This window comes from Fulvivirga kasyanovii (assembly GCF_009711405.1).
Classification (GTDB): Bacteria; Bacteroidota; Bacteroidia; order Cytophagales; family Cyclobacteriaceae; genus Fulvivirga; species Fulvivirga kasyanovii.
In genome coordinates, this window is sequence record NZ_SMLW01000584.1 from 1 (window position 1) to 23,322 (window position 23,322).

The window sequence follows — 23,322 nt, forward strand, 5'->3', positions numbered from 1 at the left end:
TTTTAATCTCTTTCAAAGAGTGAATTGCGACATACGCATAAATTTTAGTAGTCCGGCTTTACCCACCAGCCGCCAACTTCACATTCTCCACAACCACCATCATCCCCCAGGAGCATTGAGCCTGATACTTTTATAGTTCCCTTCTACCAAATAATCAATAAGCTTTAACGCCGTCTAAAACAGACTTGCTAGATGTAGCCATTTGAAATAAACTTATACATGAAAGAATCCTTTTCCTTAACGTTTATTCAAATTCCTTGTAAATAAATTATATGTAAGCATCCCTAATGTTCGGACGTTTGAAAGTTTTCGATGATTATTTTTCCCTTAAGGTCGCCTTTTTCCAGGTATTCAAAAGCCTCCCTAAAATTTTCAAATGAAAATGATTTATCTATTTTCTGGTTATAAATACCCTCTCCGAAACCACTGATAATATCATTTTTGGCTTCTTCTAATCGGGGTGGGTGTTTCAACAAGTTTACATCTACATGGAGCGAGGAGATGTTTAGTCCTTTGGCGGTTGCCTGTAGCAGCGGATAGGGAGTCTCTTCCAATGACAGGGCTCCGTAAATGACAATGGAAGCTTCTGGCGCAGCCGCCATTACCAATTGATTAACAAAGGACCCTGCTACAGCATCAAGGGCAATGTCAAAACCTCTGTTGTTGGTGATTTTCATAATCTCTTCACCCAAGTTTTCCTCGGCGGTTGCAATCACATAATCTGCGCCATTTTCAAGTAAGAATGACTTTTTATCAGAAGTTCGTGTGGTGGCTATCACTGTCGCATGGTATCTTTTGGCCACTTGTATAGCCGCAAGGCCCACCGAAGAACTCGCGGCGGAGATCACCACAAAAGGAGCTTTTCTTCGCTTCAAATCTCCTTTGAGTACCAAGCCTGCATAAGCGGTAAAGTAAGGCATCCACACCGAAGCGCCGTCTACCATCGAGAAATTATCCGGGAGCTTCATAAGCGAACCAGCGGGAACCAAAGCATAGTCGCCCAGAACACCGTAATTTCTCAAATCAAAATTTGGTAATATTGAAACCACTTCACCCTTCCTAAATTCCGTGACATCTTTTGCCGTATCATGAACAACTCCCGCTCCTTCTATTCCCAATGAGCTTGGGAAATGTGGTGTCACAAGATAAAACCCATTGTGAAACAAATTGTCAGCACGGTTCAAACCAACGGCTTTCATAGCAACAACCACCTCTCCCTGACCTGGTACGGGAATCTTTTCTTCTGACAACTTTAAAACCTGAGAGTTGCCAGTTTCATGGAATACTATTTTTCTATTCATTCTTAATTAGATTCATTGAACATTTTTGTTCGACAAAGGTAAGTTGGTATGTGTTATAATAATAATTACTTAAATTTGCGTTTGTTATAACTCAAGTTATGGTAAGCTTAGAATGGTTTCGAACTTTCAAGTACATTTATGAAAATAGTAGCCTTACTTTGGCTGCTGAAAAGCTGTTCATGACGCAACCCGGTGTCAGCAAACATTTGAATGCGTTGGAAGCACATGTCGGTAAAAAGCTCTTTGACAGAACCTCGCGCAAGATGCTGCCTACAGAATATGGCAAAATGCTGTATACTCAATTAATTGGGCATCTTGATGGGCTGGAGAAGGCGGAACAAACATTTAAGAGGGAGTGCAACAAAAATTGTCCGGCGTTGGTGATTGGCTCAACAGGTGATATCTTCAGGCATCCCTTTCTACGGGAAATCAGGAAAATGAACATGTATCTGACATTCAAGTCTGGTGAAGAAGCCGAATTGCTTGACCAATTGGAGAAGGAGCAAATTCACCTGCTGATTTCCGATCGGAAACCATCGAGTAGCGATCATGAGTACAAGTTGATATTTAAAGAGTACCTGGTTCTTGTTGCTTCTCCGACTTTACCTCTTCCTGCAATTACAGACATTACCAGCGACAATATGAAGGAAGTCATTCAATGGATGAGTGACCAAACCTGGTATGCGCATGGAAACGAGCTGAAGTACATTACTGAATACTGGAGGGATAATTTTAGAATGAACCCTACTATTTTAGCCAAATATGTATTCCCTTCAGGAAAAGATGTCTCATTGGCTTTGGAAGAAGGGAGTGGCTTAGGCGTCCTTCCGGCGTACTTATGCCAAAAAGAAGTAGAAGACGGCAAGTTAAAGATCCTGTTTCCGAACGCCTTAAAACCGGAAATCAGGGGCTATTGGGTTTACAAAAAGAAGTCCTCATTTTTATATGAGCTAACGCTCCTGCAAACCGCACTTGAACCCTTCTTTTTATAGGTTTGGCGGCCCTGGCGTTAGGTTAGGTCTACAGTGTCCCATACATAAATAGAAAGGCATCTTTGCAAAACAGATATTCTTCCCCTGAAATAGACAAGAGGTGACTTATGATGACTTTAAAGGCACCTCTAACGAGGTGAAGTTTTATAAAGGGCGAAAAGCCTGAATTACCTTTTCTTCCACCACAGGCTATATGCAGTGTTGACAACTGTTATTTTTTATATTATCTTTCATTGGTGGAGCTGAGTGCAAATCAATTTCCCATTGCTCATAAGGAGGTTCAACTTCGAATGATGGGTCACAATATGCTCGTATTGAATCAACTGCCCTCTTTTCAGCATATTTTGCATTCAATACATTTCCCTCCTCATCTAATTCAATGACATTAGCATATATAGCAAAGGCCATTTCAATAGCGCTTGGTTCTTCTCCATACAATTTTAAATAATCAATTCCTTCCAGTTGGTAATGAGTCCCACTAGATAGAAAATATGCAAAAGTTCTAAGTGCTCCACTAAATGAATTACTTAATTTCATAGTTTCCTTCCTTTTCAAATATTAACTCTTTATACAGTTCTAAATATTTCTTGAAGAATTTTCCATTAACTGTACCTTTAGAAACCAGGTCTACTTTGCTGTTAAGTAAGTTTTGAAGATTTATCCATAACCTCAACATGCATTTAGCCTGATCTCTTTGTGAGACTTCATTACTGTCAAATTCAACTAATAAATCAATATCACTTTTCCCTGGTTTGAACCTTCCATCTACTACAGATCCGAAAGCATAAAGTTTGCTAACACCATTTTTCTGACATTCAAGCTGAATTTCATCAATATGTTTTAACAGAAATGGATCCATCACTTCATTGATATTTGACGCGTAATAGTAGGGTCTTTGATCTTATCATCTTCTGCCAATAAGAGTGCCTTTGAAATCACAATTGAAAGCATATTATCTCCTTCGAACGGTATAAATACTTTTTTTAATTTGGAAGATGATCTGTCAGGTACAATGCATAAATACTGATCATTTGGTTCCATGAGTATATTACCGCTTCCCATATGGATCTTATAATTTCGAACTTCACCTTTAACCTTTAAGTACTTCCCGTCAAATGAACACTTATTAGCAATTTTCATTTTAGGAATTAGGTTTTTAAGTATTTCTGCTCTGATTTTAGAGCGTTCTGTCAGTTCTCCGTTGGTGTAATTTGACCAATAGCCTTGCGCTCCTTCACCGCCTCTGTCGTGCCATTCCGGGTCATTCCCAATACTTGTCACGCCTACAAACAGATCAATATCACGCATGACCTCCGAGAAAATTAAAGCAGGTACTTCACTTAGAGGCAATTGATCTTTTTTCTTGTAGAATCTTACCTGATCTGTAGAAATATGGGCTGAACCGTAAGTCTTTGAATGTTCACCTAAATACAGATCGCTAACCCAATACTCAGCCTTATAATCAGTTCCAGGGATTCTATAAGTCACCTTACCATTATTGATAATTCCACTTGGTGACCAACCTCGAACTTTGCATAATGCTGCCACATGGTCTTTATTCAAAATGTGACTTGCAAATCGGTTTGAGTAGCTTTCGGTGTTAAGCTCGGCATCTGTAATAATGTAAATCTCACGGAAGGCCTGTTTAAAAGCCTGGAGAATTTCATTCTTAATTAAGAATGATCTCCAACTTAATATGTAGTCACTTTCAAACCCTATAGGATGCCATAAGGTTACTGAGCATTCATCTAAATTTTCTAGAAAAGGATCACCATTAGAATCAACAAACTGACCGTTATGGAAAAGTAAGTTAACATTTTTGTCGTCTGATTTAAAGTTCCAGATGAGATCTTTCGATAATATCCTAATCAGATTATGCGTAATATAATTTTTAACAAAGGTTTTATAAGGTATGCTATGCGAGGTGAGAAAAAATTCTTCGATTCTCACTCGTTGAGAACTTAACGAAGTTTTAATCTCCTTAATCTTCTTTTTGAATTCTTTTAATTGATCAGGATAATTGTCTTTAAGTTCTGCAGGCGCTGTTTTTTGCTTTTTGCCATTTTGCAGTACGTAGAAGGTTTCATTGTCTTTCAGGTTTTTAATGACAAACACACCTTTTATGGCACCAAATTGAAATATATATTCTCCCTGATCATTTATTCCATAATCTGGAATAACAGATTCCTCAATTTCAGCCTTTGATAATCCGGATTTTTTGCCAACTTCAGCGATTGCTTTATCGATTCTTTTAAGGATATTCTTGTTTTTTGCCTTTGCTTTAAGGTTTGTGAGCTTGGAGACACTGATTTCTGGTTCGAACTGGCTGTAAATGTGAATCGGGTCCTGGGATGAGTTAGGGTTGGTTAACGCTAGAAGATCAACTAATTCTAACAATTGTGGGTCTTTCAGAATAACCGCTGATTGAATGAACCCTCTCATAATTCTGCCGCCAAGAGATTGATAGAAATAATTTTGAAAATGATTCAGCGCAAAATATTGTTGCAGTTTGAAAAATCCTCCTTCAAATGCATCTTCTCCATACACTTTTCTTACCCAATCCGGTGTGTTTCCATATGTTACACCTAGATTTTCCTGCATAGGATCATTCGCAGCCATAGGACCCAGGTGCTTGAAGCGTCTTTGGTCTTCTTTGCTTTTTTCAATGCAGTCCTTAATCCATTGAATGCCAATCTTCATGAACTCATCTTTTCCTACTTTCTCAATCAAGGATTCTGCTTCCGTATACCACTCTTTGGTTGGCATCTTATTGTGTTGGTCCAACAAAATAAAATGAGTGAATAACTCAAACCAATCGCTGGTAATCTCATAATTCGAGTTTAGGAATGTGAGTACCGGGTCTGCCTGATTAGCATCGTTAGCAGGCTTAGATTCGTTGTTCTTAGGCGAACTGATGAATTTTTTAATAAACTTATCGAACATATGATATTAGAGAATTAGTGGAGTAAGTTTAACAAAGTTCAATTCCATATGGTATTGAACAGAAATTTCTTCTTCTGGAGAAGTGACTTGACCACAATTGATAATTAGGACGAATCCGAACTCAATATCGAATTGCTTTTCAAGACCAGTTTTTTTAGCGATCATTTGTTGTCATTAAGCGCTGCCTTATGGCTGAAGCAGACTAGAAAAGTATTCAGCAAATTTTTCATTTACTGATTAACTGCTGTGTATATTCTTATTCAGAGCAATTGGTCAACAGTTAATTCCTATAGGTAACTGTTTTTTGTCTCTCACCCGACTAATCCAACTCAATAAAACTCATATTTGGTTATAAAATTTACAACCTCATCACTGTTTTCACTCTTCCAAAGCTCTTGCTTGATGAGGCCATTTTCATAGAAGTCAAAAGTAGTTTCATCATCACCTAAAATAAGCCTGCCATTTTTGTCATAGCTAAATGATTGAGTTAAAGCCCACACATTCTTACTGTTATCATAGCTGTATGTTTTTAACTTCTTACCTGCCCTGTTATACTCAAATTTTAGATGGTGGCTGTTAGATGAGTTTTGATTGTCCATAACAACTTCTTCAATTAAGTGGCCGTTTCCATTGTATTTGTACTCAGTAAGTCGGGTTGGCAATTTGTTATGTTTGTCGGTTGTAAAGGTTTTATGTTTTTTAATCAACTGTCCTTTTCCATCATAACGATATTCCAGCAGGTAGTTTTCAAAAATGACTCGGCCATTAGCAGTTTCGCTGGTTTCCTTAATCAACTGGCCGGCTCTATCATAAAAGTACTCGCATATCACCGTGGGCTTTTGTGATTCATCAAAGCCCTCACGTCCAAATATATATTTGGTTTTTTTTCCCAATCGTTTGTTAACATCATAGAAATAGAAAATCTTTTCGTTTATCGGGTCATCTCCCAAAGCATTAATATACTTCTCATCCCGCTTACCTAAATTTAATACCCTTTGAATTTTAGTTTCTTCGATGATCTGGCCATCCTCGTTATATTGATAAGTGGTGGTGTAATCATATGAAACTACATCCCAAAATATATAATAGTATTTTTCTGCAAGTTTACCTTCTTTGTTAAAAGTTTTACTGAATAGTAGCCTGCCCTCAGTATTTGTGGTGTCCTCACTTCGATACAGCATAATCTTAAGAGATTTTAGCTGCTTTTCCATATTTATGTCTTCATAGTTCTGCTGTGGTTCCAATTGACACACACCGTAAAGAGGAGTTAGTATTAGCAAAAGTTGTATTAATGATTTTTTCACAAGTTGATTAGCCATACGTTTTAACTATTACGCAGGTAATTTACAATATCCCCTACAACTTCCTCAATTCCACCCGCCTGTTTTTCGCTCTTCCTTCCTCAGTTTTGTTGTCACCTACCGGCATGGTTTCTCCATATCCTTTGGATTCCAGTTGGGAGGTTTTGACCTTATATTCGGTAGTTAAAATTCTGGTTACCTCTTCGGCTCGTTTTTGTGAAAGACTGAGGTTGTAACTGTCATCACCTTGAGCATCGGTATGCCCTTCTACTGCAATTTTGATGGAGGGGTCTTCATTGAGCATTTTAGCGATTTCTTCGATCAACGGATAGGACTCAGGCCTGACATTGCTTTTGTCGGTATTGAAATATATGCCGTATAGCGTTATTTTGCCCTTTTGATCTAATGTTTCTTTGATAGTTGTCTTGTCTAATGATGTGGTTACTGTAAACGGTACAGGCTCCAAAAGGTCAGGGCCTGTTTCGGCATAAAACATTCTGGCATGGTACTCACCTTTGCTTGCGGGAGCCCTTAATTTAAACTGTCCTTTTAGCTTAGGGTTCAGGTATTGATAGTCAAGATATTGGTTGTACTTGTTTTTGTCATTTTTGAATATGCCAATCCAGGCGCTTTCTGCTAAGTTTTCATGGCCTACATAGTTAATAATTATCTCCTCTCCGGCCTCAAAAGCCTTCTTATTCAAAGAAAAGCTGATGCCCTTCAAGTCCGGTTGGCCTACACTAAAAGGTACCCGGGTGATCAACTCTCCATGTTCGGCCGGGTAAAACCTTAACTCGTAATTACCGGTTTGACCAGGTGCGGTCAGGGAAAGGGTGGCCTCATGAGGGTTTGAAACATAAGCGTATGATTCATATTGCAACGAGCTTGCAGGATCGGCTGTTGATTTGAAGATGCCTACCCACGAGTGAGCATCCATAGTGTAGGTTGTCTTCACGCCAACTTTAAACTCCTGCGAAGGTTTTATTTCTTCTGAGAGTATAGTAAGGGTATATTCATCCGGTGTAATGGCATTTACTACCAACTTTGCAGCGCTGACAAACTTGCCCGGGTCTGATGAATAAAGCCTTAGCTCATATTCTCCGCTTTGTGGTGGGGCTGTCATTTCCAGTTCATTATTTTGGTGTGCATTCACATAGTTATATGAATAGTAGCCTGAAGGGTTATTTTGGTCCAGGTTGGTCTTGAAAATGCCGACCCAAGCCCGTTCGTCCATAGTGCCGGCAGCATTTATGCTAACCTTGAATTGCTGACCTGGCTTAATGTTCTCGGTAAGAATTTTTAATGAACCGGCCTCATGGGGCTGAATAAGCTCATAAGCAAATATGGAGTTGGCCAGAAAAAGCATAGCTATGCCGGCTAAAAGTAGTTTGGTTTTCATTTGTCTCGCGGTTTAATAGGCCATAAAATACAATTAATTATTTTTTAAGAAATAGTTTTGTCTCTATTTTGATATAAATTAATATTGGTCATGGAAATATAGTTGAGGTAAGGTTTGTGATGTTGACGTTGTACCGTTTGTCCTATTAGCAGTTGCAATTCATAATGCTTTGTCATTAATTGGAGGTTTATTGATATTTAATCTATTCCAGATATGCACTTTATTACTATTAAAGATGAAACCATTGGTGGTGACATTCTCAATGAAATTAAGATCCGGATTGATCGTGAAAGTATAAAGGTCAAAGACCTGATCGCTTCGCGTGTAACAGCCGAGGTAGATGCTTATAATGACCGGCTTCCGGAATACTACAATGGTCTTGTAAAACCTTCTGATGCCGAGCAGACACTGAATGGTTATAAGATGAAAAACCGGAAAAAAGTAGATGCCGAAAAGCAGGTTTACATTGCCCTGGAAGCTTTTCAGTCCAACGGCTTCTTCATTTTGGTAGATGATACCCAGTGCGAGGACCTTGAGCAGGAAGTACTGGTGAATGAAAATACTTCCATTAGTTTTTTGAAGTTGACACCATTAATCGGAGGGTAAAAGATGCTTAAAAACTGGTTTAATAAAATAGTGAAAGCGGCACCTGACAATGATCCTGATGGTTTTGAACCCATGATCCGGGATTTGTACCTGGAAGCAAAAGAGTACAACCGGTATTTTTATGGCACATTAAAATTGTCAGATTGTGCTACTTATAATAAGATCAAAAACAACAGCGATGAGTTTAAGATCAAACTGATATTATATCTTCCTGAGGTCATTTTTAAGGAGATTAACGATACAAGAGGAGTTGACAACCGGAAAAAGCTTGAAGAAAGGCGCAATATCAATAATCTTAGGGAGAACATTCTCAGTGCACTTCTAAGAACAAAAATTGCTTTTTCAGAGGATCATTTGACCGGGTTAATGGATCTTTTCAAAAAGAACACTTCAAACTACTTTACCTTCACCCATTGGCCCATTGGTTTTACAATTAACCAGATAGAGAAACATATCAAGGCCAATGGATTGTCGGACTCGCTAAGGACTTACCTTGAGGGAGCTTTGAAATGGTCACATTTCGACAGCCAGCGAGGCTATTGGGGCTCAGATGTACAGAAGGCAAAAACGAAACTGGAAACCCTGCTCTTTGAAAACAGTGATTCCAAACTTGTAGCTCCTCCATACCACCTGAGCGAGCAGGATAAATTCGGGCCTTTTGTAAACCAGAAGGTTGCTGCTATGGATGAGGAAGAGGCCCAATACTGGCACCAGTTTTTCTACCATGCATTGACAGCTACTGGAGGTAAGCCTACTAAAAAATACCTTACTGCCAGCAGGGCAATTGTAGCTGACATCGGCAACACCAAATTCAAAGCGTTTGCTTCAGAATGCCTCAGTTTTGTTTCGCAATTGAAAGCTGAAGAAACACCCCATACCCATAGGTACAACGGAAGGGAGTACACTTACTCTACCTGGACATTTCTGGAAGAAAAAAACACTGTAATCCTCAAGGGCATGGTGTGGTCGCTGGTGCAGTTTCATGACAGCAAAACACTGTCGCTGCTGGGGGATTTGACGGAGCGTGCTTTCAAAAAGATCCCTGGGGTAGGGCCTGCTGCAGCAGGTTTGGGAAATGCAGCCATTTATGTACTGGCCAACAGCAAAGGCCTGACAGGCGTGAGCCAGTTATCCCGGCTAAAGCTGAAGATCACGCAGAACAATACCAAAAAGCTTATTCAAAAGTATCTTGATGAGGCTTCGTCCAAACTTGGTATTACGGCAGAAGAAATAGAAGAAATTTCAATCCCTGACTTCGGTTTATCTGAGGGTAAAAAAGAGATTGAATTTGATGATTACAAACTTGTTGTTGAAGTAGCAGGCGTAGGGAAAACAGCATTGACATGGCTTAAGCCAGATGGAAAGGAGCAGAAGTCTGTTCCGTCATTTGTGAAGCAATCGGCAAGACTAAAGCAGCGGCTCACCAAAGTCAAGAACGAAACAAAGAACATCCAAAAGTACACTACTGCACAGCGGGACAGGATAGACCGTTCGTTTATTCTCGACCGGACATGGGAGTATGAGCATTTTGAAAGGTATTATCTCTATCACGGATTGGTGTCATTTATTGTACGGAAGCTGATATGGATCATTAAAAATGGTGAGGAGAGTCAAAGCGCTGTTTTTATAGATGGGAAATGGCAGACTATAGACGGAAAGGAGATTGCCGCATCTAATGATGCAAAGATTGCTTTATGGCATCCGATTTTTGATTCTACTGAATCAGTCCTGCAATGGAGAAGCAGGTTAGAAGAGCTGCGATGGCAGCAGCCCATCAAGCAGGCATACAGGGAAATCTATCTGCTGACCGATGCGGAAGTCAATACCAAATCATATAGCAATCGTATGGCTGCCCACTTGCTCAAGCAGCACCAGTTTAATTCACTGACAGGCATCAGAAACTGGAAGTATCAGCTATTGGGAGCCTATGACGACGGGCGAGACAATGAAATTGCCACGCTGTCATTGCCAACCTGGGGACTGAGGGCGGAGTACTGGATCAATGAAGTGTATATGGATTCCGCCTTCAATGATGCCGGCATATGGGATTATGTGGCTACCGACCAGATAAAATTTGTGGACGATGAAGGGCAGACCAAAGATTTGATCGATGTTCCGAAAATAGTGTTGTCGGAAGTGATGCGTGATGCCGACCTGTTTGTAGGTGTGGCGAGTGTGGGTAACGATCCTGCCTGGCAGGATTCAGGGGGAGAACGTGTGCGTCAATACGGTGATTACTGGCAGCAGTATTCGTTTGGTGACCTGAATGAGATGGCCAAAACGAGAAAACAGGTACTTGAAAAGATTGTGCCAAGGCTGAAAATCAAGAATGTAGCCGAGATTGATGGGAAATTTTTGCGCGTAAAAGGCAAGGTCCGGGAATACAAAATCCATATTGGCAGTACCAATATTTTGATGGAACCCAATGATCAGTACCTGTGCATAGTGCCGGCATCCAGCCCGAAAACTGAGACTAAAAATGTCTTTCTTCCCTTTGAAGGTGATCGCGGGCTTTCCCTTATCATCAGCAAGGCTTTCCTTTTGGCAGATGATGATAAAATCACAGACCCTACAATTTTAAGCCAGTTGAAGAGGTGATATGGGCGCCGTAGCAGGTTAGGTTTCCAATGGGCGGATCAAATTAATTTAGGATAGCAGCTAGCAGATCAAATAAAGGCTTTACTAAGCTTCTGAAAGTTTGGTAAAGCCTTGTCCAATCAGGATCATCTGTAGGAAGTGGCGCTTCAAAACAGAAGACACTTTCAGATAATAATCCTGTAATGAGAGTGAAGTGTTAAAAATATACAAGTTTTCAAGCATCTAAAAGTTAATATTTGCAGCCAAAATGAATAATCTGATATTTGATAACATCAAGTCATGAGAGTCGCTACTTTGTTCATGTGCATTCTCAGCTTCTTTACCTACACTTTTGCACAAAAGTCAGGCAATGCTCCATTAATCAATGAGATCAAAAAAGAGAAGCCTGACCTTAACGTCATCAGGGAGCTGATCAAAAAGCCTTCTAATCTAAATTTCGTAGACGATCAAGGCATGAATGCTCTGCATTGGGCATCCACTTATGGTCATGCAGATGTGGTTATGCAACTATTGGCTTCAGGGGCAGACATAGATCATCAAAACCTGAAGGGGCTTACTCCCCTACATATAGCTGCAATTAAAAATGATGTTACCATCGCGCGATTACTCATTAAGGCAGGGGCCGATGTAAACATGGATAACACCAGAGGGTATACAGCACTTGGATGTGCTATCGATAGAAACTATTTAGAAATGGTTGAACTACTGATCTCTGCAAAATCCGATGTAAATAGATCCAATGCGGAAACGTGGCCCCCTCTCAACTTAGCCTGTAAAAAAGGATACTATGAGATTGCAAAACAACTTATTGCCGCAGGGGCTTACGTGGATGGTGATAGTTTGACTTGTGCCAGTTCTTCATATATTTTTTGCAAGAATATCCCTTTGCACATAGCCACTTTGAATGATAACCTAAATATCGTAAAGCTGCTTATTGCCTCGGGAGCATCCGTGGATAAGGCAAATGACTTACAGCAAACCGCCCTGCACGTGGCATCTTACAATGATCGTACAGAAATAGCGAGATATCTGATTGCTGCCGGCGCTACCATAGATTACCCTGATTCCGAGAAGGAAACGCCACTATTCGCAGCGTCGCAGAGTGGGTATTTGGAAACAGTAAAAAGTCTGGTTGCCGCAGGTGCGGATATAAACAAAGGGGATGAAGATCAATATACGCCTGCTTATGTTGCCTCTTACAACGGTCATGAGCAGGTTGTGAAATATCTTATCGAATCAGGGGCGGATATCAACAAGAATGGGTTTAGCAACGAATCGCCGCTTTATGTGGCTGCCTATAAGGGACACACCAGGACGGTACGGGTTTTATTAGAGGCAGGGGCAAAGATAAATGTTCAAAGATCCTGCGGTTCTACCGCTCTGGTAGGGGCCTCGCAGGAGGGCCATTTGGAAGTTGTAAAAGCGTTGGTTGCCGCAGGAGCAGACCTTAATATTGAAAATAGTTTTGGGACTACAGCTCTTAATAGTGCTGTATCAAGAGGCCATAAAACCATTGTTGAGTATCTATTGGCCTCAGGGGCGAATCCTGATGATGAAGATAAATACGGAACTGCGCTTTTGAAAGCCTCACGGGAAGGGGATTTGGAAATAGTAAAAGCTTTAATTGATGCAGGAGCAAATTCTGGTATAGGAGATTATGCAGGATCCACCCCACTTCATCGTGCTACCCTGAGAGGTCATAAGGCAGTTGTTGAATACCTTCTGGCCTCAGGAGCAAACCCTGATGTAAAAAACAAATATGGAGAAACAGCTCTTGATATGGCTAAAAAGTATCATCCGGAGCTTGAAAAGCTATTTGAATAATAAAATTACCAACCTCTACATTCCTTTATAGGTCAATCAACTATTTTGTAGGCTACTTTCTTACCGGCTTTCTCTGCTATTCATTTCATGCATAAAATCAGATATGATTTATGTATAAATGGATTTTAACAAGAAAATTCTAGAATTATTGTTGTGTATTCTGTATCATTGACTTTATTTTCAATTTAAAAAATACTGTTAACGGTAATTTGATCCGGCGAAATCCAGTTATTAAGGCGAAAAATCGCGGGTTCATTTGATACACGAATTATATGCCCTTCCTACGTTCATACAAACCTCAGCAGTTTAAAGACTCCCTGGAACGCATTTGGGTTGCGGAAATGGAAGGTTCAGAATACAATATGCTTATTCCACCCACACAGTATGTTGATCTTTTGATCCCTCTCAATAAAGAGGGGTTTATACTAAATGGCAACCTCTACACAACACCCATGGTAGAAGGTGTGCTGCAAAAACCAGTGCATTTGAAACTGCCTCCCAGATCCAAACTATTAGGGATACGGTTTTATGGTTTCGGCTGGTATCCGTTCGGAGGAGTAGAAGGAAGGGAAATTGCTGATGCCATCATACCTTTTGTCCCTGAGTCGGAGTGCCGGCAATTGATAGATAAAATATGCAACTCAGAAGATGAGAGAGAGGCAATAAAACATTGCATGAGCTTGCTCAATGTGCTTCATAACCCTAAAAGAGAACAGAAAATAGAGCTTATTAAGAGGTTTTACAAAGGATTTATATCCGACATGTCCAAGAACTCCATAGAAGAGTTTTGCCAGCTTACCGATACCAACTACATGACGTTGAACAGGGCCTTTACCAAAATTGTGGGCATACCGCCTAAAAAGTTTGAACGCCTCCTAAGGTTTAGAAAGTCTTTTGATGCCGTATTACGAACCGAAGACAACCTTACGGAGATAGGTTATAATGCCGGATATTTTGACCAGCCACACTTTGTGAAGGAATTCAAATACTTTATGGGTATGTCCCCGTCTGAATATTTGAAATTATTTAAAAACGAAAGACCGCTTATCATCCACGCCACAGTCGATTTTTCTGTATTCTGATCATGTGTTAAAAATATACAATTTTTTAACAGCCGGAAGATAGAAATTGCATTCCCAAGAGGGTTGGGCATCGGCATGATAATGTTAATTCTATTCGCTGATGGTTTGATGGCTACTGCATATGTTGCCTTCATTTTTTAATGGCTGACCCACTAAACTATAATCAATTTTATGATGCATAGATTATTTAGGCTTCTATCAGTTGTCTGTTCGTTGGTATGGTTTACTTCTTGTAATAATGATGATGAGGGGTTGGGGGTAGATAAGGGTGGTCTGGAGGCAGATCACTCGCTAAACCAGATGGTTTACACCTCGATGCAGGAACATATTTATGCGCTTGACCCTGCCACGGGTGAAAGCCGCCTGCTGGCTTCCCTGGCAGAGAATAACTATGTGGAAAATGTACTGGAATACCACAACGGTATTTTATACGCCGTGTCGGAAAGCAATGGTTTATATGCTTTTGAGGCACAGTCAGGTCAGTTACTCTGGAAGAAAGGTTTGCCGGATTTTAATAAAAGCTCAATCCATAAGACCCACCCGGTTTTTTATGATAATAAGATTTTTGTGGCAGGTCTGCGCGGTATTATGATGGCACTTGATGCCACAACAGGCAACACGATATGGCAGTTTGACTTTAAAGTTGAGTCGGACTACTATAAAAACATGTACGGAAAGCCCGCATTATACGGGGATTACCTGCTGTATGGAACATTGTCGGGCCTGGAAGATAACTACCTGGTGTGCCTGAACAACCAAACCGGGAAACTTCAATGGGTAGTGCCTTTGGAAGGTGAAGGAGTCAAAGGGCAGACAGTAGTAGTATCAGATGATATTGTGTATGTGCCGGGAGAGAACTTTGAAGCGCGTAGCCTGGAGGACGGAGAGTTGATATGGAGCTTCCCAACATGGAAACATGAGGGTACCAGCAAGCCGGTGGTGGCAGGGGACAAAATCCTCTTTAACGGTGCTATTGAAGACAGCCCATTCTATGCAAAACTGTATTGTCTGGATAAAAGAAGCGGTGAGCTGATATGGGAAGTAGAGACAGGTTACAATGATGCCGTAGATGTGAGCCCGAATGTGGCCGGCAACTTTGTTTTTGGTTTCTATCAGGAGGCCGATGAGAATTCACAGCTAAGAGGACGCCCTTTTGCCGTTTCGCTTGAGACAGGGGAGCAAATATGGAAAAATGAAAATATCACAATCAGGGCACTCATGACCTATGCCAACGGCCGCTTAATTTTCCCAGGCTTTAATAATATTGACAATAGTACCGGCGGAAGTATTTTATGTCTGGATGCCGCAACCGGAGAAATAATCTGGCAGAATGAAGAGCCTTATTATCCTTTTGCCCGGATCGCACCTATTGTAGTAGCTCAGAATGGGGTTTTTAAACCTTGACAAAATCGTGGTCAATTTTTCAGCATCAAACATAAAACGACTCCTTAAGCTCAAAGGCCTAAAAGCCGGAAACTTTAAACACATGAAAAAAATAGTATTTTTAATATTTTTCTTATTAGGCTCAATGGCCTGTTTTGCTAACGGACCGGTACTTTTATTCTCGGATATAGAATCTGGTCCAAAGAACGGTTGGAGTACGACCGAACCTGACAAAGGAGCTTCAGTGACCATCTGGGGACATGGCTTTGGTACTACCAGGGGCTCATCCTTTGTAACTGTCAATGGGGTAGACCTTAAAGTTGAAGCCGATTATGCCGTTTGGGGAGAGCATTGGCCAACTCAATTTTTTCAAAGAATAACTTTTTGGCTCAATGACTCAATGATTGATGGTTTGGGAGAAATAACAGTTACGGTTGACGGAGTAGAGTCAAATCCTTTACCTTTTACCATTCGACCTGGTACTATTTATTTTATTACTGAATCAAACCCAGGAGGAACGGGCACACTAAATAATCCCTACGAAGTATCTACTGCCAATTACAATTGGATAGACAACATGGCACCAGGAGACATCTATTATTTTAGAGATTCAAAAATCTATGATGGGGAATATAACGGAGGAAATTCAGTCATTTGGATAAGAAACAGCGAACAAAGCGGCACCGCTTCATTACCCATTGCACTATTGGCATATCCTGGCGAGAGCCCCAAATTTACTGTAAACTCTTATAGTGTTAATCATAACAATGCGGTAAAATTTGATAACAACTATATGGTCTATTCAGGTTTTAGTATTGATTCTGAATGGATGGGTGCCGCCATGCATGGAGATTTTCACAGGTTTATTGGTAATGATGTTGTTGGGTTGAAAAACTGGCACGGTGCAGGAACAGGAATTGTAGTAACGAAGGGGGATAGAAATATTTTACTTGGAAACGCTATTCATGGAGGTAACAGTCAAAATAGATTTGACCACGGGGTATATTTCTCAGGGTGTTCTGATAACGGAGGGACTGAATTGGGGTGGAATCACTTTTACGATAATGATTTTGGACGGGGCCCAATTATTTCAATTAACCATCAGGGAGATCGTTGTGCCACAGGGCAGATTTTGGATGCTCATTTTGTTTTCAATAACATTGTTGATTGTAGCGCCCAGCGGGCTACCGCAATTAACGTATATGACCTTAGCTATGATGAGGGAGAAGAAGAACCTGAACCTACCTATGTCTATAACAATGTATTTATCAATTGCGGCACATATGACGACACGGATTCCCATGTTGCCTATGCTCCGGCTATGATGCATAATGCTGCCGGGCATGTACGCTTTTATAATAATACACTATACAATTCCGGCTACATTGGGTTTAGGATAAGACCCCATGTAACGAGCACATACATAAAGAATAATATCGTCCATATGTCACCTGATTTCCCCGGGCCAACAGGGAATCATTATACATATATTGATGACGAATCTGTTGTCTCACTATCTAATAATTTGTATTACGGAATTGGAAGCTATTCCCCTTGTACTGGCTGTCCTGTAGACTCGGACAATGTAAACGATTCGAACCCCTTATTTGCCAGCCCTGCCTCACTTAATTTCGAATTACAAGCAACCAGCCCGGCAATTGATGCGGGCACATCAACTCTTGTATTCGAGGTAGATCCTCCTGCCTACGCTCCAATTACGCGTGACCTGAACTTGCTATTCAGGGGCGATACCCCTGGCATTGGTGCTTATGAATCTACCCCTGAAATTGTTTCCCAAGTTGATAACACTAATTCACCTGATTTTATGATTTACCCGAATCCGACTAGTGACTATATTCAGATAAAATCAGGTGATAAGCTTGCACAACTGAGTATATTCAACTCTATGGGACAATTGGTAAAAACCATAGAAGCTCCTGAAAATCAGGTCTTTCTGGATTTGTCAAGTGGAATATATCACTTAGTGTTCACAACAATGGATAATCGTCTGCTCAACCAAAAACTGATTGTCTGGTAGATGCTTTTGTGGAATAGTAATTCTGATGTCATTTTCCTTTTATTAGCACCCATGGTTATCGAAGCTTCATGTGCAAACTTTCTTAATAACACTGATATACGTAGTGACTATCAAATAATGAAACTCAGGCATCTGCTCTGCCTTTAAAATGCAAAATATGATCCTTGGAATAGACCTGGGTACCACCCATAGCCTGGTAAGTTATTTTGACGACGGCCAACCATGTCTGGTGAGCAATGCCAGTGGGCAAGTGCTCACTCCCTCCGTGGTCAGCGTAGATGATGACGGCACCATTCTGGTTGGGACAAGTGCCAAACACCGGCTGATCACACATCCTGATGTTACTGTCAGTGAGTTTAAGAGGTTTATGGGTACGAATAAGACATTCACCCTTGGTGATCATACATTTGATGCTACCGACCTGTCTTCCTTTGTACTTAAGAGCCTCAAATCCGATGCAGAGGAGCACTTGAATCAGGAAATAAACGAAGTGTGTATTTCTGTTCCGGCATACTTCAATAACAAACAACGTGAAGCTACCAAACAAGCCGCAACACTGGCCGGATTTACTTCGATACGCCTGCTCAATGAACCTACGGCTGCCGCTCTTGCTTTCGGTGTAGATGGTCGCCAAAGTGAAGAGGCCCATTACATAGTGCTTGACCTTGGTGGAGGAACCTTTGATGTGTCCTTGCTGGAAGTATTCAACGGTATCTTTGAGATCCATGCCTCGGCAGGAGACAATTACCTGGGAGGCAAGGATTTTACTGAAGCCATAGTACAACACATTACAGAAAGGCACCGGTTGGACATTGCTACCCTGAGCAGGCAGGATAAAAACAAACTCTACAAAGCTGCGGAATCCGTAAAATATCAGCTATCCGAAAAACTTAGTACCGGTATTTCCATTAATCTATCCGAAGCAGCCTTTGAATATCAACTCGACCTTTCGACGTTTGAAGAAATATGCGAAAAGCTGCTTCATCGAATTAAACAGCCTGTTATCCGTGTGCTCTCCGATGCAGATCTGGCCACCTCTTCCATCACGGGGGTCATACTGGTTGGAGGAGCCACACGGATGCAGCTATTTCGCACCTTGACGAGTCGCTTGTTTAAAAGCATTCCCCGAAGCGATTACCACCCTGATGAGGCAATAGCCAAAGGCTGTGCCATACAAGCTGCACTGCTGGGCAAGGAAAATGCTGTTAGTGAGATCATTATGACCGATGTCTGCCCGTATACACTGGGAGTGGCCATAGTGGGCAGAGGTGCTATGGGTGAAGAATTTTTACCCTTGATAGAGCGCAACAGCACCATTCCGGTGAGTGAGTCCCGTCCCTTAGTACCCGCACATCCCGATCAGACCGGGGTCACTATTCAGGTGTATCAGGGAGAGTCCTTTGACCCCCAGCATAATTTATTTCTGGGCCGGCTGGATATTGATCTGCCCGATGACCCCGAAAAGCGCAGGATACTGCTCACCTATACTTACGACCTGGACGGCACCCTGGAAGTAGAAGTAAGCATTCCGGGCACTGACAAACGCGAAAGGGCCTACATCAAAGATGGTGAAGCCCATACGGAAAGAACCACCGGGAAGCGCTTTGAGCAGCTAAAGCATTTGAAAATTTTGCCGTGCGATCAGCAGCGAAACCGTGAAATGATAGCCCGACTCGAGCGACTGTTTGAAGAATATACCGGACAAAATCGTGAATATATCGGCTTTCTGTTGAGACATTTTAAAGAGGTGTTGGCAACTCATAATAAAAGGAAGGTAGAGGAAGCCTTTAAGTATGTAGAAGAAGAATTGCATTATTTTAAAACCAGAGAATTAGAAATATAATGGATTGTTGGAGCAAGCTGGGGATAGAGCCGACCACCAATAAGCGCGGCATAAAAATAGCTTACACAGAGCTGTTAAAGCTATGCAGGCCGGATGAAGACCCCGAAGGGTTCAGGCAATTGCGTAAAGCCTATGAAGATGCCCTCACCGAATCACGTTTTTTAAAGGATGCCAGCCATCCTCCAAAGCAGGAGCCCGATACTGTAAAGGAAGACGAAGAACCGCTGGGGAATGAAACGATACCTGCAGTAGTCAGTGTTGAAGAAATTACTTCCATCACTGTGTTGGATCAGGCTTTGACACAATTGTACCATGATGTGGACAGGCGCCATAGAAAGGAAAATTGGGAAGCCCTTTTTAATAGCCCTGTTTCCTTTGAGCTCGATCATGCCCGGGCTTTTGAAGACCACGTGGTGTCATTTGTGTGTGCCAATAACCTGCTGCCAGATGAAGTTTTAACTGCCTTTGCCTTACATTTCAGGTTTGTCGAGGAATTTATCCGTTTCGAATCGCGGGAATACTTCCGGCAGGCTCAGTATCTTTATTATTACCTGCATAGTGGCCTGCAGCGCCTGGCTTACCCAAAGCCTGAAATCCTGCCTTCCGACTCGCAGGCCCACCTGGAATTTTTACAAACCAGGCGCATGGTTGAGGATAGCATCATTTTCAGGTATCTACCGCCCGATGAGTTGCTAAAAACCTACCAGGACAGTATAAAGGAAGATCATGAACTCAGACTTTATATAGCCAGATACTGTCTGGGGTATGGCGCTTTGGAGCAGGTGCACCAGTTGCTGGACAGTGATAAAGCCGCACAAGTGGGAGGTGATGCTTTTGCATTGTTGGGCGAGTGCTTCTACAGGCAGAGACTTTATAAAGAAGCACTTCAACACTATCAGCACCATGCCCGGCTTTGCAGTGAAATACCGGCTACCACCAGCAAGGGTATTGCACTATCCCTTGCCGGACTCGGAGAACAAGAGGCAGCTATGGAGCTTTTACTGCAATTGGTAGATCAGCGCCCGCACGATTTTGAGGTTCGTCAAAAACTCAGTGAAATCCAAAGACAAAAGATTGAAGAGCTCAAGGGAAATACTGATGGGGAGAAAGGTCTCCAACTGGGGCAATTGCTGTTTGATGTAGGCCTTTACAACGAATGCATGGCCATAATAAAGCCAATGAAGTACTATCTGGAAAACCAAAGTAATCCGTTACTGGCCAAATGCTATTCAAAGTTGGGCAACTATGTAGATGCAGGTCACGAATTTTATTACCTGATCCAAAGTGCCCGGTTGCGGCAGGAAAACATTGTGGATTTGGCAGCAGAATACATCTTGTGTTGCGAGCTTGACCTTGGGCCAAATCAGTTTCGCAAGATCGTAGGGCCAGAACTCAGCAAACTATGCGAAGCCGCCCGGTCCAATGCTGAATATGCTTATGTGGTGGCTCTTATCTATACACGCATGCCCGGCTTACTCAAAGTTGATAGACAACAAGAGGCGGACAGCAAAGCCAAGGCACTGTATTTTGTTGATCTGGCCACCTCTCTTGCACCAAACAATGGGCGTTACCACTATCTGCGGGGCAGCCTGATGTATAAAGCAAACAAAGATGAAGAAGCTATAAAAAGTTATGAAATAGCGCGCCCGTTAGATTATGCAGATTATTTATTGAACTTCAGGTTGGGAATGGCCTACTTCTACACCAAGCAGTATGATATGGCCATCAATCGCCTGGAGTTTACCCTTGGGCTGAACGCAAGCCCCCGAGACGAGTACAATCTCGCGTCACGCCTGATCATTTGTTATAGTAAGTTGGGAAATGCCGAAAAAACGATTGAATGGCTCGCTAAAATCAAAGGAAATGAGCATACAAAATCAAACTTTGCTCATACTCCTTTGTGCGTTTTGATGGATAACTGCATGCACCTGCCTCCCTCAGTTCCCCGGTTTTTATTAGAACTCATTAGCACTTTAGAGAACATCAGAGAGTTGGAATACAAACAATATTGTGATCTTTTCTTGCTTTTACTCAAGCAAATGGGTGATGAGTATGACGAAGAGCGCAAACAATTGGAGCATGATTACAACAGCCAGGGTAAACTTTTTAGTCACTAAAAAAGCATTTCTACATGGAAAATAGACAACGTGAATTGACAGGGCAAAAGCTATGGCTGGTTTCGCTAGGCAGCATGCTGGCAGTTCAAAATGGTTATTATGTTAAAGAATTATTACTCGATGAACCAGATGATGAAGCACGTATAAATGAAGGGCGCGTATCCCTCAAACGTGACTGGGGCATTCATGACAGGGAAACATTAAAAGACTCACTCGCTTTTTTGGATAATGGCGGCCATAGCAGAGGGTACATGGATATGGCTCGACAATGGGGCCATATCCATGAAGAGCAATGCGAGAAAGCACTGGCAAGTATTGACGATGAAACCTATAAAAGCAAAGTACGTCTGGTCAATACACACCACATGGCATTGCATAATTGTGGCATCTATGCATGGGATGCCGGACGTGCTGCACATCTGATCCGGGATGCATGGTATCTGGGAATTATCACTGAGGAAGAAGAAATCTGGGAACTATTGCTGCAGTGGGGTAAAAAAGTGCAACCGCAGTTTACCGGTTGGGATCACTTCGGCTTGAGTTATGCAGTGGGTAGGGCTTACTGGGCAGTACAAAATCTGAGCAAGCCCTTTTGTAACAATATGTACACCACTCTAAGAAAAATAACCCTGGACACAAACCATCCCTGGAACCAACTCGAGTGGAACCTGCTGTTGCAGGATCCCTAAAAAGTGGTGTAAAGCCCTAAACCTTACCTGTTTGTAAATTCACCAAACTAACTAATGATATGTATTTGTATAAAACAATTTTAAGATCTGTAACAGCCTTACTTTTTATTATACCGTTTGTCTCGGCTTGTAAGGATGACAATGATGCTGACCCTGATCCTGAGCCTGAGCCGGTCGCCGACGGCATATTATTTCAGGAAAACTTTGATGATCAGCCGGACTATACCAGCTCTGAAACCCTGAGTCTGAACTGTTGGACACATCGCAGGAACGGTGAGGATGTCTGGTCACCATCAACAGGTTTCTCAAACCATCATGATGCCTTTGAGATATTATCATCCAATGCGGATAAAGCCCGGGGAGGTTCGGGAAAGTCATTTGTGGGGTGGCGCGAATCATACAAAATGGAATGGAACAACTGGAACTCCGACGGCATACTGGCCAAGTACTTTGAAGAGGGGCACGAAAAGCTATATGTGCGGTTCTGGATCCGTTTTTCTGATAATTTTACTCCGGCAGGGCAAACCAAACTTTTTAGAATATCAAGTTGGGATGAAGAGGGGGACTTTTTTGGTTATGGGCCTGACCGGTACAATGCCCCGATCCTGATATGGGATTATAATCACAATGATTACGGGCAAAGAAACTTTCTGGCATTTCGCGGGCACCCTCAGGAGACCAACTATTTCCAAACCAATCCCAAGCTGGTGGATCTGCCCAGAAATATTCATAATGGGGACATCAATCTCAATTTTGATAACAATATACGCGACTTGGATGGAGATGGTAACAATGACAATGAGGTAACGCTGAAAAGCCTCGTAACCGGGGAAGTATTGTCAGGGATCGTTTCACACGACGATGTTTATGGTAATGTTTGGCATAAAGTAGAGTTCTTTATTCAGATGAATTCAGCCCCAGGAGCCATGGATGGCATCATTGTACAGTGGCTTGATGACCAGTTGATCTTCAAAAACATCAAAATGCCATGGATGGGCAATGAAAGTGAAGGAGGAAGAAAGTTTAATGTTGTAGCCATCGGAGGGAATGACTTCTTCAGGTCTTACCCTAATGACGACAAACATGAAGAGTGGTATGCTATTGATGATATTGAAATGAGAAGCAGCCTGCCTGAGGGTAAGTCACTGTAAGAAATCTAATAGGCTTCAGGGAACCTCTGTTTGGGGGCGTTTGCATGCAAGCGTG

17 protein-coding genes are annotated in these 23,322 nt (G+C 41.8%); 11 read left to right on the forward strand and 6 right to left on the reverse strand.

The window, feature by feature from the left end; translation table 11 throughout:
• Positions 1–284 precede the first annotated feature (284 nt).
• Positions 285–1,301, reverse strand: coding sequence for a zinc-dependent alcohol dehydrogenase family protein (locus E1163_RS16250; protein ID WP_155173513.1), 1,017 nt, complete (start codon positions 1,299–1,301; stop codon positions 285–287).
• Positions 1,302–1,399: 98 nt separating this feature from the next.
• On the opposite strand from E1163_RS16250, the gene E1163_RS30605 reads away from it, so the two are divergent.
• A complete protein-coding gene (locus tag E1163_RS30605) occupies positions 1,400–2,293 on the forward strand; it encodes a LysR family transcriptional regulator (protein WP_185156112.1) in 894 nt (297 codons plus the stop codon).
• Between the two features lie 189 nt (positions 2,294–2,482).
• Here E1163_RS30605 and E1163_RS16260 read toward each other — a convergent pair whose 3' ends face one another.
• The 5 genes from E1163_RS16260 to E1163_RS16280 all read right to left on the reverse strand — a co-directional run bounded on the left by E1163_RS16260 (position 2,483) and on the right by E1163_RS16280 (position 7,936).
• Positions 2,483–2,848 carry a DUF7677 family protein gene (locus tag E1163_RS16260; protein WP_246223728.1) on the reverse strand — a complete coding sequence of 122 codons (366 nt, stop codon included), beginning with the start codon at positions 2,846–2,848 and terminating at the stop codon, positions 2,483–2,485.
• Positions 2,817–3,152, reverse strand: coding sequence for a nucleotidyltransferase family protein (locus tag E1163_RS16265; protein ID WP_155173515.1), 336 nt, complete (start codon positions 3,150–3,152; stop codon positions 2,817–2,819). Before E1163_RS16265 ends, E1163_RS16260 begins: the two co-directional genes overlap by 32 nt.
• Positions 3,152–5,236, reverse strand: coding sequence for a DUF4132 domain-containing protein (locus E1163_RS16270; protein ID WP_155173516.1), 2,085 nt, complete (start codon positions 5,234–5,236; stop codon positions 3,152–3,154). The genes E1163_RS16265 and E1163_RS16270 overlap by 1 nt, the downstream gene beginning before the upstream one ends.
• 329 nt (positions 5,237–5,565) lie before the next feature.
• The gene (locus E1163_RS16275) at positions 5,566–6,417 is read right to left on the reverse strand and encodes a hypothetical protein (protein ID WP_155173517.1); all 852 of its coding nucleotides are present in this window, start codon (positions 6,415–6,417) and stop codon (positions 5,566–5,568) included.
• A gap of 175 nt (positions 6,418–6,592) precedes the next feature.
• A complete protein-coding gene (locus tag E1163_RS16280; protein WP_155173518.1) occupies positions 6,593–7,936 on the reverse strand; it encodes an OmpA family protein in 1,344 nt (447 codons plus the stop codon).
• Between the two features lie 213 nt (positions 7,937–8,149).
• Between E1163_RS16280 and E1163_RS16285 the strand changes: the two genes are divergently transcribed.
• The 10 genes from E1163_RS16285 to E1163_RS16330 all read left to right on the forward strand — a co-directional run bounded on the left by E1163_RS16285 (position 8,150) and on the right by E1163_RS16330 (position 23,267).
• On the forward strand, positions 8,150–8,542 hold the full coding sequence (locus E1163_RS16285; RefSeq protein ID WP_155173519.1) for a hypothetical protein: 393 nt from the start codon (positions 8,150–8,152) through the stop codon (positions 8,540–8,542).
• A 3-nt stretch (positions 8,543–8,545) separates the two neighbouring features.
• Positions 8,546–11,140, forward strand: coding sequence for a DUF4132 domain-containing protein (locus E1163_RS16290; RefSeq protein WP_155173520.1), 2,595 nt, complete (start codon positions 8,546–8,548; stop codon positions 11,138–11,140).
• A gap of 279 nt (positions 11,141–11,419) precedes the next feature.
• Positions 11,420–12,964, forward strand: coding sequence for an ankyrin repeat domain-containing protein (locus E1163_RS16295; RefSeq protein WP_155173521.1), 1,545 nt, complete (start codon positions 11,420–11,422; stop codon positions 12,962–12,964).
• 272 nt (positions 12,965–13,236) lie between these two features.
• On the forward strand, positions 13,237–14,046 hold the full coding sequence (locus E1163_RS16300) for a helix-turn-helix transcriptional regulator (protein ID WP_155173522.1): 810 nt from the start codon (positions 13,237–13,239) through the stop codon (positions 14,044–14,046).
• A gap of 171 nt (positions 14,047–14,217) precedes the next feature.
• Positions 14,218–15,450: an outer membrane protein assembly factor BamB family protein gene (locus tag E1163_RS16305; protein ID WP_155173523.1), complete on the forward strand. Its 1,233-nt coding sequence runs from the start codon at positions 14,218–14,220 to the stop codon at positions 15,448–15,450.
• A gap of 82 nt (positions 15,451–15,532) precedes the next feature.
• Positions 15,533–17,467, forward strand: coding sequence for a T9SS type A sorting domain-containing protein (locus E1163_RS16310; RefSeq protein ID WP_185156113.1), 1,935 nt, complete (start codon positions 15,533–15,535; stop codon positions 17,465–17,467).
• Between the two features lie 157 nt (positions 17,468–17,624).
• Positions 17,625–19,310: a molecular chaperone HscC gene (locus E1163_RS16315; protein ID WP_185156114.1), complete on the forward strand. Its 1,686-nt coding sequence runs from the start codon at positions 17,625–17,627 to the stop codon at positions 19,308–19,310.
• Positions 19,310–21,427: a tetratricopeptide repeat protein gene (locus tag E1163_RS16320; protein ID WP_155173526.1), complete on the forward strand. Its 2,118-nt coding sequence runs from the start codon at positions 19,310–19,312 to the stop codon at positions 21,425–21,427. The genes E1163_RS16315 and E1163_RS16320 overlap by 1 nt, the downstream gene beginning before the upstream one ends.
• 14 nt (positions 21,428–21,441) lie before the next feature.
• Positions 21,442–22,116, forward strand: a complete 675-nt coding sequence (locus E1163_RS16325; RefSeq protein ID WP_155173527.1) for a DUF1266 domain-containing protein — start codon at positions 21,442–21,444, stop codon at positions 22,114–22,116.
• 59 nt (positions 22,117–22,175) lie between these two features.
• Entirely contained in the window at positions 22,176–23,267 is a 1,092-nt protein-coding gene (locus tag E1163_RS16330) for a hypothetical protein (RefSeq protein ID WP_155173528.1), read from the forward strand.
• Positions 23,268–23,322 lie beyond the last annotated feature (55 nt).

What these genes read in the sequence shown, in the direction of transcription:
- E1163_RS16270 (WP_155173516.1), bottom strand. Translation starts at nt 5,236, where the DNA reads ATGTTCGATAAGTTTATTAAAAAATTCATCAGTTCGCCTAAGAACAAC.
- E1163_RS16320 (WP_155173526.1), top strand. Translation starts at nt 19,310, where the DNA reads ATGGATTGTTGGAGCAAGCTGGGGATAGAGCCGACCACCAATAAGCGC.
- E1163_RS16300 (WP_155173522.1), top strand. Translation starts at nt 13,237, where the DNA reads ATGCCCTTCCTACGTTCATACAAACCTCAGCAGTTTAAAGACTCCCTG.
- E1163_RS16295 (WP_155173521.1), top strand. Translation starts at nt 11,420, where the DNA reads ATGAGAGTCGCTACTTTGTTCATGTGCATTCTCAGCTTCTTTACCTAC.
- E1163_RS16290 (WP_155173520.1), top strand. Translation starts at nt 8,546, where the DNA reads ATGCTTAAAAACTGGTTTAATAAAATAGTGAAAGCGGCACCTGACAAT.
- E1163_RS16250 (WP_155173513.1), bottom strand. Translation starts at nt 1,301, where the DNA reads ATGAATAGAAAAATAGTATTCCATGAAACTGGCAACTCTCAGGTTTTA.
- E1163_RS16275 (WP_155173517.1), bottom strand. Translation starts at nt 6,417, where the DNA reads ATGCTGTATCGAAGTGAGGACACCACAAATACTGAGGGCAGGCTACTA.
- E1163_RS16285 (WP_155173519.1), top strand. Translation starts at nt 8,150, where the DNA reads ATGCACTTTATTACTATTAAAGATGAAACCATTGGTGGTGACATTCTC.
- E1163_RS16265 (WP_155173515.1), bottom strand. Translation starts at nt 3,152, where the DNA reads ATGGATCCATTTCTGTTAAAACATATTGATGAAATTCAGCTTGAATGT.
- E1163_RS30605 (WP_185156112.1), top strand. Translation starts at nt 1,400, where the DNA reads ATGGTAAGCTTAGAATGGTTTCGAACTTTCAAGTACATTTATGAAAAT.
- E1163_RS16330 (WP_155173528.1), top strand. Translation starts at nt 22,176, where the DNA reads ATGTATTTGTATAAAACAATTTTAAGATCTGTAACAGCCTTACTTTTT.
- E1163_RS16315 (WP_185156114.1), top strand. Translation starts at nt 17,625, where the DNA reads ATGATCCTTGGAATAGACCTGGGTACCACCCATAGCCTGGTAAGTTAT.
- E1163_RS16310 (WP_185156113.1), top strand. Translation starts at nt 15,533, where the DNA reads ATGAAAAAAATAGTATTTTTAATATTTTTCTTATTAGGCTCAATGGCC.
- E1163_RS16325 (WP_155173527.1), top strand. Translation starts at nt 21,442, where the DNA reads ATGGAAAATAGACAACGTGAATTGACAGGGCAAAAGCTATGGCTGGTT.
- E1163_RS16280 (WP_155173518.1), bottom strand. Translation starts at nt 7,936, where the DNA reads ATGAAAACCAAACTACTTTTAGCCGGCATAGCTATGCTTTTTCTGGCC.
- E1163_RS16305 (WP_155173523.1), top strand. Translation starts at nt 14,218, where the DNA reads ATGATGCATAGATTATTTAGGCTTCTATCAGTTGTCTGTTCGTTGGTA.